At 64.0% G+C, this 12555-nt stretch carries 10 protein-coding genes; 7 read left to right on the forward strand and 3 right to left on the reverse strand.

The features are described from left to right. Nucleotides 1-55: 55 nt before the first annotated feature. Nucleotides 56-2386 carry an FdhF/YdeP family oxidoreductase gene (locus ACF8RA_RS21585; protein WP_176685824.1) on the reverse strand — a complete coding sequence of 777 codons (2331 nt, stop codon included), beginning with the start codon at nt 2384-2386 and terminating at the stop codon, nt 56-58. 224 nt (nt 2387-2610) lie between these two features. Here ACF8RA_RS21585 and moaA point away from each other — a divergent pair, with 224 nt between their 5' ends. Beyond that, a complete protein-coding gene (gene moaA / locus ACF8RA_RS21590; protein WP_176685823.1) occupies nt 2611-3615 on the forward strand; it encodes a GTP 3',8-cyclase MoaA in 1005 nt (334 codons plus the stop codon). 20 nt (nt 3616-3635) lie between these two features. Next, a complete protein-coding gene (locus ACF8RA_RS21595; protein ID WP_176685822.1) occupies nt 3636-4535 on the forward strand; it encodes a bestrophin family protein in 900 nt (299 codons plus the stop codon). 46 nt (nt 4536-4581) lie between these two features. On the opposite strand, the gene moaB is transcribed toward ACF8RA_RS21595, so the two are convergent. Beyond that, complete coding sequence (moaB, locus tag ACF8RA_RS21600; RefSeq protein ID WP_102885781.1) at nt 4582-5100, reverse strand: molybdenum cofactor biosynthesis protein B; 519 nt, start codon at nt 5098-5100, stop codon at nt 4582-4584. A 141-nt stretch (nt 5101-5241) separates the two neighbouring features. On the opposite strand from moaB, the gene ACF8RA_RS21605 reads away from it, so the two are divergent. Beyond that, nucleotides 5242-6129: a LysR family transcriptional regulator gene (locus ACF8RA_RS21605; protein WP_176685826.1), complete on the forward strand. Its 888-nt coding sequence runs from the start codon at nt 5242-5244 to the stop codon at nt 6127-6129. Here ACF8RA_RS21605 and ACF8RA_RS21610 read toward each other — a convergent pair. Then, the gene (locus tag ACF8RA_RS21610; RefSeq protein WP_392460367.1) at nt 6117-6893 is read right to left on the reverse strand and encodes a helix-turn-helix domain-containing protein; all 777 of its coding nucleotides are present in this window, start codon (nt 6891-6893) and stop codon (nt 6117-6119) included. The genes ACF8RA_RS21605 and ACF8RA_RS21610 overlap by 13 nt on opposite strands. Before the next feature lie 377 nt (nt 6894-7270). On the opposite strand from ACF8RA_RS21610, the gene ACF8RA_RS21615 reads away from it, so the two are divergent. The 4 genes from ACF8RA_RS21615 to ACF8RA_RS21630 all read left to right on the forward strand — a co-directional run bounded on the left by ACF8RA_RS21615 (nt 7271) and on the right by ACF8RA_RS21630 (nt 12553). After that, on the forward strand, nt 7271-8884 hold the full coding sequence (locus tag ACF8RA_RS21615; protein ID WP_176685074.1) for an APC family permease: 1614 nt from the start codon (nt 7271-7273) through the stop codon (nt 8882-8884). 23 nt (nt 8885-8907) lie between these two features. Next, complete coding sequence (locus ACF8RA_RS21620) at nt 8908-9834, forward strand: 4-hydroxyproline epimerase (RefSeq protein WP_392519567.1); 927 nt, start codon at nt 8908-8910, stop codon at nt 9832-9834. Nucleotides 9835-9875: 41 nt separating this feature from the next. Continuing rightward, nucleotides 9876-10823 carry a dihydrodipicolinate synthase family protein gene (locus tag ACF8RA_RS21625; protein ID WP_176685076.1) on the forward strand — a complete coding sequence of 316 codons (948 nt, stop codon included), beginning with the start codon at nt 9876-9878 and terminating at the stop codon, nt 10821-10823. A gap of 152 nt (nt 10824-10975) precedes the next feature. Beyond that, nucleotides 10976-12553, forward strand: coding sequence for an aldehyde dehydrogenase (NADP(+)) (locus tag ACF8RA_RS21630; RefSeq protein ID WP_392519568.1), 1578 nt, complete (start codon nt 10976-10978; stop codon nt 12551-12553). Nucleotides 12554-12555: the final 2 nt, after the last annotated feature.

Here is a 12555-nt window from a genome sequence, read left to right on the forward strand (position 1 = left end):
TGAGGGGTCCCGTAGGAGCGGGTTCACCCGCGAAGAGGCCAGCACAGGCACCCCATCAATCCGAGGCCAACACCGCCGCAATGCGGTTCCCCGCCTTGGCTTTCTCAACCTTGATCGCCACAAATTTCGAGGTCGGGGTGTAGGTGCCCTCGCCATAACTTTCCAGCGGTACCAACGGGTTGGTTTCCGGGTAATACGCCGCCGCCTGTCCCTCGGGCACGTCATACGCCACCAGGCGGAAGCCCGACACCCGCCGCTCCACGCCATCCTCCCACAGCGACACCAGGTCCACCTGCTCACCCGGCTCGAAGCCCAGGCGACGGATGTCGGCCTCATTGACGAACACCACTTCACGCAGGCCGAACACCCCCCGGTAGCGGTCGTCCAGGCCATACAGGGTGGTGTTGTACTGGTCATGCGAGCGCAGGGTCTGCAGGATCAGGTCGGGTTTGTCACCCCGGGCCAGCACCTTGGCATTGACCAACTCCTCGGGCAGCGCGTGGGGCATGAACCGGGCCTTGCCCGTGGCCGTTCGGAAGTTGCGATCGGCGGCGGTATTACCCAGGTGGAAACCGCCCGGCTGCTGCAAGCGCTCATTGAAGCTGGCGAAACCAGGGATAACGTCTGCGATCATCTGACGAATACGGCTGTAGTCGGCCACCGCAAACTCCCAGTCTATCGGCTGGTTGCCCAGCGTAGCCTTGGCCATGCCGGCGATGATCCAGGGTTCCGAGCGCATATGCGGCGAGCGCGGGCGCAACTGGCCGTTGGAGATGTGCACCATGCTGAAGGTGTCCTCCACGGTCACGCCTTGCGGCCCTTCGGCCTGCAGGTCGATTTCGGTACGGCCCAGGCACGGCAGGATCAGCGCATCGCGGCCGGTGACCAGATGCGAGCGGTTGAGCTTGGTGGAAATCTGCACGGTCAACGCGCAATTCTGCAGCGCCGCGTGGGTGCGCGCGGTGTCCGGGGTGGCTTGGGCAAAGTTGCCGCCCAAGCCGATGAACACCTTGGCCCGCCCCTCTTCCATGGCTTTGATCGCCAACACCGCGTTGTGCCCATGGGTACGCGGCACACTGAACTGGAAGCGTTTTTCGATGGCATCGAGCAGCGCCGCCGACGGCTTCTCGTCGATACCCATGGTACGGTCACCCTGCACGTTGCTGTGGCCACGCACCGGCGACAGGCCTGCGCCGGGTTTGCCGACGTTGCCGCGCAGCAGCTGCAGGTTGACGATTTCCTGCACGGTCGGCACCGAATGGCGATGCTGGGTGACGCCCATGGCCCAGCACATGATGACCCGCTCGGCCTTGCGATACATGCGTGCGGCCAGCTCGATCTCGGCCAGGGTCAAGCCCGACTGCTTGACGATGTGCTCCCAGGACGTGGCGTCCACCGCCGCCAGGTAATCGTCGACGCCGCTGGTGTGCTCGGCGATGAAGGCATGGTCGAACACCGCCGGCTCGCCCTTGGCCTGCGCCTCGCGCTCCCATTGCAACAAGTACTTGGCAATACCGCGCATTGCCGCCATGTCCCCACCCAAGGCCGGGCGGAAGTAGGCGCTGGAGGTCGGCTCGGAGCCGTTGCTGAGCATTTCGAACGGGTGCTGCGGGTGCTGGAAGCGCTCGAGGCCACGCTCTTTCAACGGGTTGAAGCAGACTACCTGGGCACCACGCTTGACCGCTTCCCGCAGGGGTTCGAGCATGCGCGGGTGGTTGGTGCCGGGGTTCTGGCCGATGACGAAGATCGCGTCGGCCAGCTCCAGGTCGTGGAACACCACGGTGCCCTTGCCCACCCCAAGGGTTTCCGACATACCCGCGCCGCTGGCTTCGTGGCACATGTTCGAGCAATCAGGGAAGTTGTTGGTGCCGTAAGCGCGCACGAACAGCTGGTAGAGGAACGCCGCCTCGTTGCTGGCCCGGCCCGAGGTGTAGAACTCGGCCTCATCTGGCGACTCAAGCGCACGCAGATGCCTGGCGACCAGCTCGAAGGCCTCCTGCCAGGTGGTTTCGACATAGTGGTCGGTGGCGGCGTCGTAACGCATCGGGTGGGTGAGGCGGCCCTGGTATTCCAGCCAGTAGTCGGTCTGTTCCTTCAGCGCGCTGACGCTGTACCTGGCGAAGAATGCCGGGTCCACCGAACGGCCAGTGGCTTCCCAGTTGACCGCCTTGGCGCCGTTTTCGCAGAACTTGACCATGTCGCTTTCCGGCGACTCGCCCCAGGCACAGCCGGGGCAGTCGAAGCCGCCGTTCTGGTTGGTCTTGAGCATGGCCCGCAGGTTCTTGAAGGCGTTGTCGCTGCCCAGCCAGCTCTTGGTCACGCTTTTCAGCGCCCCCCAGCCGGCGGCGGCGCCCTTGTAGTCCCTGATGTGTTCGTCCTGGCTCATGCGATGAATCCTCACGCTTCGATGCTTTTTTCCAGCCTATGGAGCGTGGGGAGGCCGCGTCCAATCGAAAGATCTTACGGCGTGATAAGCGGTTTCGATCACGGGCCGCCAGATGCCATACCAAGCGATAGAGGCCATCGATCAACCGGTCAGGCAAAGCAATTTGACGGCCCTGCGGCCAGGTTATAGCTTGGAGTCATGTCCCAACCCATTCGAGTGCGAACGTGGAACAGAACAGCCGGGCCCTGATCGACGGCTTCAACCGGAAAATCGACTACCTGCGGATGTCGGTCACCGACCGTTGTGACTTCCGTTGCGTGTACTGCATGGCCGAAGACATGCAGTTTCTGCCGCGCCAGCAAATCCTCAGCCTCGAAGAACTGTTCCAGGTGGCCGAACGCTTCGTCGCTCTGGGCACCCGCAAGATCCGCCTGACGGGTGGCGAGCCACTGGTACGCCAGGGCATCGTCGACCTGTGCGGGCGCATCGCCGCCCTGCCCGGCCTGCGCGAGCTGTGCCTGACCAGCAACGGCTCGCAACTCGGGCGCCTGGCTCAGCCGCTGTTCGACGCCGGGGTGACACGTCTGAATATCAGCCTGGATAGCCTGGATGCCGACCGTTTCAAGCAACTGACCCGCACCGGCGACCTTGCCCAGGTAATCGCCGGTATCGACGCCGCACGCCAGGCGGGTTTCAAACGCACCAAACTCAACTGCGTGGTCCTCAAAGGCCGCAACGACCATGAACTGGTCGATCTGGTGCGCTTTGCCATCGAACGTGAACTGGACATCACCTTCATCGAGGAAATGCCGCTGGGGGTGATAAGCGAGCATGAACGTGGCGAATCGTTCTGCTCCAGCGATGAAGTACGGGCACGCCTGGCCGAGCAGTTCACGCTGATCGAATCGACCGAATCGTCCATGGGGCCGGCCCGTTACTGGCGCCTGGCCGAAGCCGCGAATACGCGGGTCGGCTTCATTTCACCGCACAGCCACAACTTCTGCGCCACCTGCAACCGCGTGCGCCTTACCGTCGAAGGCCGCCTGCTGCTGTGCCTGGGCAACGAACACTCGGTAGACCTCAAGCACGTGCTGCGCGCCCACCCTGGCAACCCCGAACGCCTGGAAAAGGCCATTCGCGACTCGCTGCACCTCAAGCCCTATCGCCATCATTTCGAAGTCGGTGGCGATGTGCAGATCCTGCGCTTCATGAACATGACCGGCGGCTGAGCAGCCGTCTCTGGATTTCCATGATCGTCCCCCCCTCCACCGATGTGTTGCGCGTGTTGTTCACCCTCAAGGGGTCGATCGTCAAACGCATTGCCCTGCGTTGCCTGATGGTGACACTGCTAGCCGCGCTGATCGTGCTGGTCGAGCGGCATTACCCGGCGTATTTCTACCCGGTCAGCGCCACGCCGTTCACCTTGCTGGGCCTGTCGTTGTCGATCTTCATGAGCTTTCGCAACAACGCGTGCTATGACCGTTGGTGGGAGGGGCGCAAGGCCTGGGGCAAACTGATTATCGAAACCCGCTCGTTCGTGCGGGAAAGCGTGGCGATTGCCGACGAAACACTGCGCACCGAACTGCTGCGCAACTTGTGTGGTTTCGCTCATGCACTCAATGCCCGGCTGCGTAACGAGGACGAACGGGCAGCTGCCAGACCGTGGCTGGCCCAGGCCGATGCGATCAGCCCGCACAATGTGTGCGACGGCATCCTGCGTGAAATCGGTGGACACTGTTCACGGTTGGCCGCGCAGCAACAGATCAGCGAATGGCGCTACAACCTGCTGGAACAACGTCTGGTGGGCCTGACCGAAGTGCAGGCCACCTGCGAGCGGATCAAGGGCACGCCTTTGCCGTTCCCCTACACGCTGCTGCTGCACCGTACCATCTACATTTTCTGCCTGCTGCTGCCGTTTGCCCTGGCCGAGCCGCTGGGCTGGCTTGCACCGCTGTTCACCACCATCGTGGGGTACACGTTCTTCGGGCTGGATGCGATCGGCAACGAGCTGGAAGACCCGTTCGGGCGCGATGAGAACGATCTGCCGACCGATGCCATGGTGCGGACGGTGGAGCGCGATGTGCTGGCCGGATTGGGGGAACAGCAACTGCCTCCCGCCTTGTTGCCGGTGGGGTATGTGTTGAGCTGACCGTGGGTGGTTGCCTGTTCTGGCCTCTTCGCGGGTAAACCCGCTCCTACATCGGCAACAGGTGTTTGACGAAGTTGCATGGCCGGTGCCGTGCATCCAGCTGCTCGGCCAGAATCCCTTCCCAGGCGGTGCGGCAGGCTCCGGTCGAGCCCGGCAGGCAACACACCAACGTGCGGTTGGACAACCCGGCCAACGCCCGGCTCTGCACGGTCGAGCTGCCAATATCGAGAATCGACAATGCCCGGAACAACTCGCCAAACCCATCGATACGCTTGTCCAGCAGGCACTCGACCGCTTCGGGTGTGCTGTCGCGCCCGGTAAAGCCGGTACCGCCGGTGATCAGCACCACCTGCACCTGTTCATCAGCAATCCAGCTGGCCACCTGAGCGCGGATCTTGTACAGGTCGTCCTTGAGCAGCGCTCGCGCCACCAGCCGGTGACCGACCTCGACCGAGCGGTTGGCCAGCAGCTCGCCGGAAGTATCGTTGTCGTAGGTACGGGTGTCGCTGACAGTCAGCACGGCGATGTTCAGCGGTACGAAGACCGCATCAAGTTGGACGCGCACAATGAAGCTCCTTGAAGGGCATTTTCACCACGCTAGAGGCATAGCCCCAGGTGCGTCCAATCGATATGGCGTACCGGCCGATCAATGACATCTATCGCAGACGTGGGTTATGGTCTGCACAATCAGACGCCAGGCACTTCCATGGACATCAAGCAGCTCAAGTTCCTCATCGCACTCGACCAGACCCGCCACTTCGGCCAGGCGGCGGCGCTGTGCCATATCACCCAGCCGACGCTGTCCATGCGCCTGCGCAACCTGGAGGATGAGCTGGACCTGGTGCTGGTCAAGCGTGGCCAGCGCTTCGAAGGCTTCACCGAGGCCGGCGAGCGCATCCTGGCCTGGGCCCGCACCCTGCTCGCGGCCCACGACGGCCTGCAGGCCGAGGCTGCAAGTTGCCGTGGCCAAGTGGTCGGCAGCCTGCGCCTGGGCACGGTGCCGCTGGCCAGCTTCAATCCCATGCACCTGCTGCTGCCCCTGCGCGAAAAATACCCCGAACTGCACTTTCAGCTTAGCTCGCTGAGTTCGGAACAGGTCCTCGACGGCCTGAGCCGCAACCAGCTCGACCTGGGTATCTGCTACCTGGACCAGGTCAACACCAGCTTCTTCGAAGTGATCGAACTCGGCACCACCACCATGGGCCTGCTGCACGACACGCGGCACTTCCAGTTCGCCAGCGACCGACTGCGCTGGGACGAGCTCGGCGACATTCCGCTGGGGCTGCTGAGCAAAGGCATGCACTACCGCCAGTCGCTGGACCTGAGCTTCCGTAGCCGTGGTCTTGAACCCAATGCGGTGCTTGAGAGCGACTCGAGCTTCCAGCTTATCCAGGCCATCAACACCGGCATATGCTGCGCGATCATGCCATTGGACTGCGGCCTGGAAGACCTCAGCGAGCACCTGCGAATCCTGCCGGTGGCCGACGCCGCCATCCTTAGCCCGGTCGGGCTGCTGCTGCGCCGTAGCGAGCCGCGCTCGGCGATTGCCGAGCAATGCTTTGCCGAGGCGCGTGGGCTGTTTCAGGCCACCTGATTGGCGGTAGCCTGGCGGTACTGGCGCGGCGTGAAGCCGGTCAGTTGCTTGAACTGGCGGCTGAAGGCGCTGTGATCGGTGTAGCCGCAGCGCATCGCCACTTCAGTGATCGGCAGCTCCGAATGCAGCAGTCGGTGGGCGTGCTCCAGGCGTGCCTTGTGGATCATCTGCCGGGGCGTGAGGTGGAACACGCGCTTGCAGTAGCGCTCCAACTGAGCCACGGAGATACCAGCGATGCGGGTCAGCTCGCCCATGCTGATCGGCTGATGAAAATGCCGGCGGATGTGCTCGTCCACCGCAGCCAGGCGCTGATAGGCGGGGTGGCTGTCAGCGGCTGACTGCAAGTCGACCGAGATGCCGACCAGGCCGATGATTTCGCCAGCAGGGTTGTACAGCGGGCGCTTGTGGGTCAGGCACCAGCCGGGCTCACGGCTGCCGTAGAGGTGCAGCTCCAACTGGTCCTCCAGCACCAGGCCTTCCTTGAGAACACGTCGATCCTGCTCGGTATAACCGGGGCCAAACTGTGCCGGAAACACCTCGGCGCTGGTCTTGCCCAGCAGCGGTTGCAGGCGCTTGAGGCCACAGCGCTGGACCAGTGTGTTGTTGGCCAACGCATAGCGGGCGGCAGAATCCTTGATGAAGATCGCGGCGTTGGGGATGGCGTCGAGCATCGGCAGCAACAGCGATACACCGGCGAGCAGGGCCTCAAGGGTGGCGGGGCGGTGCTGGTCCAGGGACTGGTAGAGGGTTGCGGCGTCGGTCATCTGTCGGTTCTCTGCTGGCTGGGCCGGCCTCTTCGCGGGTGAACCCGCTCCTACAGGGCCCCCACAGATTTCGAATTCTACGCCGTACCTGTAGGAGCGGGTTCACCCGCGAAAGGGCCGACACTAGCACTGCATCTCTCAAACCCTTATCCGGTATGGCTTTGAGCCTATCCCCCCGCTTTGCGCCTTACCACTTTTTTTCTGCAACTGTGCCGATTTCGTCATCCCCTCTGCAGAAAACCATCAAGAACCGCCGCCCCGACCAGTTCACTCTATGCCCCACGCAAGCCGCCCAAGTCCTACAAGAGCGCGGCCCCAAAAGCCGCATCTCGTGACATCAGACCTGCCTATCCAATAACCAACAAAAAGGCGAACCCATGTCAGGCAAATTCAAAAAACAGTTATCACTGCTGGACCTCACCTTCATCGGCCTAGGCGCCATCTTCGGCTCCGGTTGGCTGTTTGCCGCCAGCCATGTCTCGGCCATCGCCGGCCCGGCCGGCATCCTCTCCTGGTTCCTGGGCGGGTTCGCCGTACTGTTGCTGGGCATCGTCTACTGCGAGCTGGGCGCCGCCTTGCCCCGCGCCGGTGGCGTGGTGCGCTACCCGGTGTACTCGCACGGCCCGCTGTTGGGCTACCTGATGGGCTTCATCACCCTGATCGCCTTTTCCAGCCTGATCGCCATCGAAGTAGTCGCCTCACGCCAATACGCCGCCGCCTGGTTTCCCGGGCTGACCAAGGCCGGCTCCAGCGACCCGACCGTGCTCGGCTGGCTGGTGCAGTTCGCCTTGCTGGGGCTGTTCTTCTTCCTCAACTACCGCAGCGTGAAAACCTTCGCCAAGGCCAACAACCTGGTCAGCGTGTTCAAGTTCATCGTGCCGCTGCTGGTGATCGGCGTACTGTTCACCTTCTTCAAACCGGAAAACTTCGAGGTCCAGGGCTTTGCCCCGTTCGGTCTGTCCGGGGTGGAAATGGCGGTATCCGCCGGTGGCATCATCTTCGCCTACCTGGGCCTGACGCCGATCATTTCGGTGGCCAGCGAGGTGAAGAACCCACAACGCACCATCCCCATTGCACTGATCTTGTCGGTACTGCTGTCCACCGCCATCTACGCGCTGCTGCAACTGGCTTTCCTTGGCAGCGTGCCGACCGAAATGCTGGCCAACGGCTGGGCCAGCGTGACCAAGGAATTGGCCCTGCCCTACCGTGACATCGCCCTGGCCCTGGGTGTGGGCTGGCTCGCCTACCTGGTGGTGGCCGACGCAGTGATCTCGCCAAGCGGCTGCGGCAACATCTACATGAACGCCACCCCGCGCGTGATCTATGGCTGGGCGCAGACCGGCACCTTCTTCAAGTACTTCACCCGCATCGATGCAGAGTCCGGCATCCCGCGCCCGGCCCTGTGGCTGACATTTGGCCTGTCGGTGTTCTGGACCCTGCCGTTCCCATCGTGGGAAGCGCTGATCAACGTGGTGTCCGCTGCCCTGGTGCTGAGCTACGCCGTGGCCCCGGTCAGCGTCGCCGCCCTGCGCCGCAATGCACCACACATGCCGCGTCCGTTCCGGGTCAAGGGCATGGCCGTGCTCGGCCCGCTGTCGTTCATCATCGCTGCCCTGATCGTGTACTGGTCTGGCTGGAAAACCGTGTCGTGGCTGCTGGCCCTGCAGATCGTGATGTTCGTGCTGTACCTGCTGTGCAGCCGTTTCGTACCCACCCAACACCTTTCGCTGGCCCAGCAAGTTCGCTCGTCGGCGTGGCTGATCGGGTTCTATGCGGTGACCATCCTGCTGTCGTGGCTGGGCAGCTTCGGCGGCCTGGGGGTAATCGGCCACCCGCTCGACACCGTGGTCGTGGCCGCCTGCGCGCTGGGCATCTACTACTGGGGCGCCGCTACAGGCGTGCCTGCCCACCTGGTACGCCTGGAAGGCGACGACGAAAGCGAAGCCTGCGCTGAAACCTCTAACGGCCGCCCTGTTGCCGTCGCTTCCTGATCTTTTACGCAAGGGACAAGCCCATGAAACAGATTCACGTCATCGACTCCCACACTGGCGGCGAACCGACCCGCCTGGTGATGAAGGGCTTTCCGCAACTGCACGGCCGCAGCATGGCCGAACAGCGCGACGAACTGCGCGAACTGCACGACCGGTGGCGCCGCGCCTGCCTGCTGGAGCCACGCGGCAACGATGTGCTGGTTGGCGCACTGTACTGCCCGCCAGTGTCGGCCGATGCCACCTGCGGGGTGATCTTCTTCAACAACGCCGGTTACCTGAACATGTGCGGCCACGGCACCATCGGCCTGGTCGCCTCGCTACAGCACCTGGGCCTGATCACGCCGGGTGTGCACAAGATCGACACCCCGGTCGGCCAGGTCAGCGCCACCTTGCATGAAGATGGCGCCATCACCGTCGCCAACGTGCCCTCCTACCGCTACCGCCAGCATGTGGCGGTGGACGTGCCCGGCCATGGCGTGGTGCGCGGCGACATCGCCTGGGGCGGCAACTGGTTTTTCCTTGTGTCCGAACACGGCCAGAGGATCGAGCTGGATAACCGCGAAGTGCTGACCGAGTACACCTGGGCCATGCTCAAGGCCCTGGAAGCCCAGGGCGTCACCGGCGAAAACGGCGCGCCCATCGACCACATCGAGCTGTTCGCCGACGACTCCAAAGCCGACAGCCGCAACTTCGTGATGTGCCCCGGCAAGGCCTACGACCGCTCCCCATGCGGCACAGGCACCAGCGCCAAGCTGGCCTGCCTGGCTGCCGACGGCAAGCTAGCCGAAGGCCAGACCTGGGTGCAGGCCAGCATCACCGGCAGCCAGTTCCATGGCCGCTACGCGCGCGACGGCGAACGCATTCGCCCGTTCATCACCGGCCGCGCCTATATGACCGCCGACAGCACCCTGCTGATCGACGAACAAGATCCTTTCGCCTGGGGTATCTGACCCCGGTCTTTTCCGACTGAACATTGCCAGGAGTGACAACAATGAATGACAACATCTTCACCGGCACCATGCCCGCCCTGATGACCCCCTGCACCGCCGAGCGCAAACCGGACTTCGACGCCCTGGTGCGCAAGGGCCGCGAGCTGATCGAGGCCGGCATGAGCGCGGTGGTGTACTGCGGTTCGATGGGTGATTGGCCGCTGCTGACCGAGGCCGAGCGCCAGGAAGGCGTGGCGCGCCTGGTGGCGGCCGGCATCCCGACCATCGTCGGCACCGGCGCGGTGAACACCCGTGAGGCGGTTTCGCATGCTGCACACGCCGCCAAGGTTGGCGCCGCCGGCCTGATGGTCATCCCCCGCGTGCTCAGCCGCGGTGCTTCGCTGATCGCCCAGAAGCACCATTTCTCGGCCATCCTCGCTGCCGCACCGAAACTGCCGGCGGTGATCTACAACAGCCCTTACTACGGCTTTGCCACCCGCGCCGACCTGTTCTTCGAACTGCGCAGCGAGTTCCCCAACCTGATCGGCTTCAAGGAGTTCGGCGGTGGCGCCGACCTGCGCTACGCCGCCGAACACATTACCTCCAAGGATGACGATGTCACCCTGATGGTCGGCGTCGACACCCAGGTGGTGCATGGCTTCGTCAACTGCAACGCCACCGGCGCCATCACCGGCATCGGCAACGCGCTGCCGCGCGAAGTGCTGCAACTGGTGAGCCTGAGCAAACAGGCCGCCAAAGGCGACGCCCGTGCCCGCCGCCTGGCGCGCGAGCTGGAAGCGGCGCTGGCGGTGCTGTCGTCGTTCGATGAGGGCTGCGACCTGGTGCTGTATTACAAGCACTTGATGGTGCTGAACGGCGACACCGAGTACAGCCTGCACTTCAACGAGACCGACGTCCTGACCGACGCTCAGCGCAACTATGCCGAACAGCAGTACGCGCTGTTCCGCAGCTGGTACGCCAGCTGGTCGGCTGAGCAGAACATCGCCTGAGCAGCCACTGCTCTACCTGTGGGAGCGGGCGTGCCCGCGAATCAGGCGACCCGGTGCATGGCACCGGCTTCGCCGGTGTTCGCGGGTGAACCCGCTCCTACAGGGGGCGCAATCCCCCCCATGCATCTGCATTAGATTTCCAAGGAGGCTCCATGACCCTCACAGGCAACCTGCTGATCGGCCAGAGGCCGGTAACCGGCAGCCGCGAAGCCATCCGTGCCATCGACCCAACCACCGGTCAGGCTCTGGAACCGACCTACCTCGGCGGCACAGGCGAACACGTGGCCCAGGCCTGCGCGCTGGCCTGGGCGGCATTCGATACCTACCGCGAAACTTCGCTCGAACAACGAGCAGAGTTCCTTGAAGCCATCGCCATACAGATCGAAGCCCTAGGCGATGCCCTGATCGACCGCGCCGTGGCCGAAACCGGACTGCCCATGGCGCGCATTCAGGGCGAGCGTGGTCGTACCTGCACCCAGCTACGCACCTTTGCCCGTGTGGTGCGGGCCGGCGAATGGCTGGACGTGCGGGTCGACAGCGCCCTGCCTGAGCGCCAGCCCCTCCCCCGCGCTGATTTGCGCCAGCGCCAGGTGGCCCTGGGGCCAGTCGCCGTGTTCGGCGCCAGCAATTTCCCGCTGGCCTTCTCGGTGGCCGGTGGTGACACCGCGTCGGCACTGGCCGCTGGCTGCCCCGTGGTGGTCAAGGCACACAGTGCCCACCCCGGCACCAGTGAGCTGGTCGGCCAGGCAGTGGCTCAAGCAGTGAAGCAGTGCGGCTTACCGGAGGGTGTGTTCTCGCTGCTTTATGGCTCCGGCCGCGAAGTGGGCATTGCCCTGGTCAGCGACCCACGTATCAAGGCCGTTGGTTTCACCGGCTCGCGCAGCGGTGGCATGGCGTTGTGCCAAGCCGCCCAGGCGCGCCCGGAGCCCATCCCGGTGTATGCCGAAATGAGTTCAATCAACCCGGTGTTCCTGTTCGACGCCGCCCTGCAAGCCCGTGCCGAAGCACTGGCACAAGGTTTCGTCGCCTCGCTGACTCAGGGCGCTGGCCAGTTCTGCACCAACCCCGGTCTGGTAATCGCCCAGCAGGGGCCGGCATTGCAGCGGTTCATCACTGCAGCCGCCGGGTACGTGCAGCAGGCCTCCGCCCAAACCATGCTCACCCCCGGCATTTTCAGTGCCTACCAGGCCGGTATCGCAGCCCTGGCAGACAACCCCTGTGCCCAGGCCATCGCCAGTGGCCAAACCGGTCAGGGCCCCAACCAGTGCCAGGCACAGTTGTTCGTAACCCAGGCCGAAGCGTTTCTCGCCGACCCGGCGTTGCAGGCTGAAGTGTTCGGTGCAGCGTCGCTGGTCGTTGCCTGCACCGACGATGAGCAGGTCCGCCAGGTAGCCGAACAGCTGGAAGGTCAGCTGACCGCCACCCTGCAACTGGACGAGGCCGACATCGACAGCGCTCGCGCCCTGCTCCCCACCCTTGAGCGCAAGGCCGGGCGTATTCTGGTCAATGGCTGGCCGACCGGCGTCGAGGTGTGCGATGCCATGGTCCACGGCGGGCCGTTCCCGGCCACTTCCGATGCACGCACCACCTCGGTGGGTACGGCGGCGATCCTGCGATTCCTGCGCCCGGTTTGCTATCAGGACGTCCCCGATGCGCTGCTGCCGCAGGCATTGAAACACGGCAACCCGCTGCAGCTGCGGCGCCTGCTTGATGGTAAACGGGAAGACTGAGC

Source organism: Pseudomonas sp. FYR_5 (assembly GCF_043106315.1).
GTDB classification, from domain to species: domain Bacteria; phylum Pseudomonadota; class Gammaproteobacteria; order Pseudomonadales; family Pseudomonadaceae; genus Aquipseudomonas; species Aquipseudomonas putida_Y.

Bases quoted from the DNA above. Each gene is read 5' to 3' on its own strand.
- ACF8RA_RS21610 (WP_392460367.1), bottom strand. From the start codon at position 6,893: ATGACCGACGCCGCAACCCTCTACCAGTCCCTGGACCAGCACCGCCCC.
- ACF8RA_RS21625 (WP_176685076.1), top strand. From the start codon at position 9,876: ATGAATGACAACATCTTCACCGGCACCATGCCCGCCCTGATGACCCCC.
- ACF8RA_RS21615 (WP_176685074.1), top strand. From the start codon at position 7,271: ATGTCAGGCAAATTCAAAAAACAGTTATCACTGCTGGACCTCACCTTC.
- ACF8RA_RS21620 (WP_392519567.1), top strand. From the start codon at position 8,908: ATGAAACAGATTCACGTCATCGACTCCCACACTGGCGGCGAACCGACC.
- ACF8RA_RS21585 (WP_176685824.1), bottom strand. From the start codon at position 2,386: ATGAGCCAGGACGAACACATCAGGGACTACAAGGGCGCCGCCGCCGGC.
- ACF8RA_RS21595 (WP_176685822.1), top strand. From the start codon at position 3,636: ATGATCGTCCCCCCCTCCACCGATGTGTTGCGCGTGTTGTTCACCCTC.
- ACF8RA_RS21630 (WP_392519568.1), top strand. From the start codon at position 10,976: ATGACCCTCACAGGCAACCTGCTGATCGGCCAGAGGCCGGTAACCGGC.
- ACF8RA_RS21605 (WP_176685826.1), top strand. From the start codon at position 5,242: ATGGACATCAAGCAGCTCAAGTTCCTCATCGCACTCGACCAGACCCGC.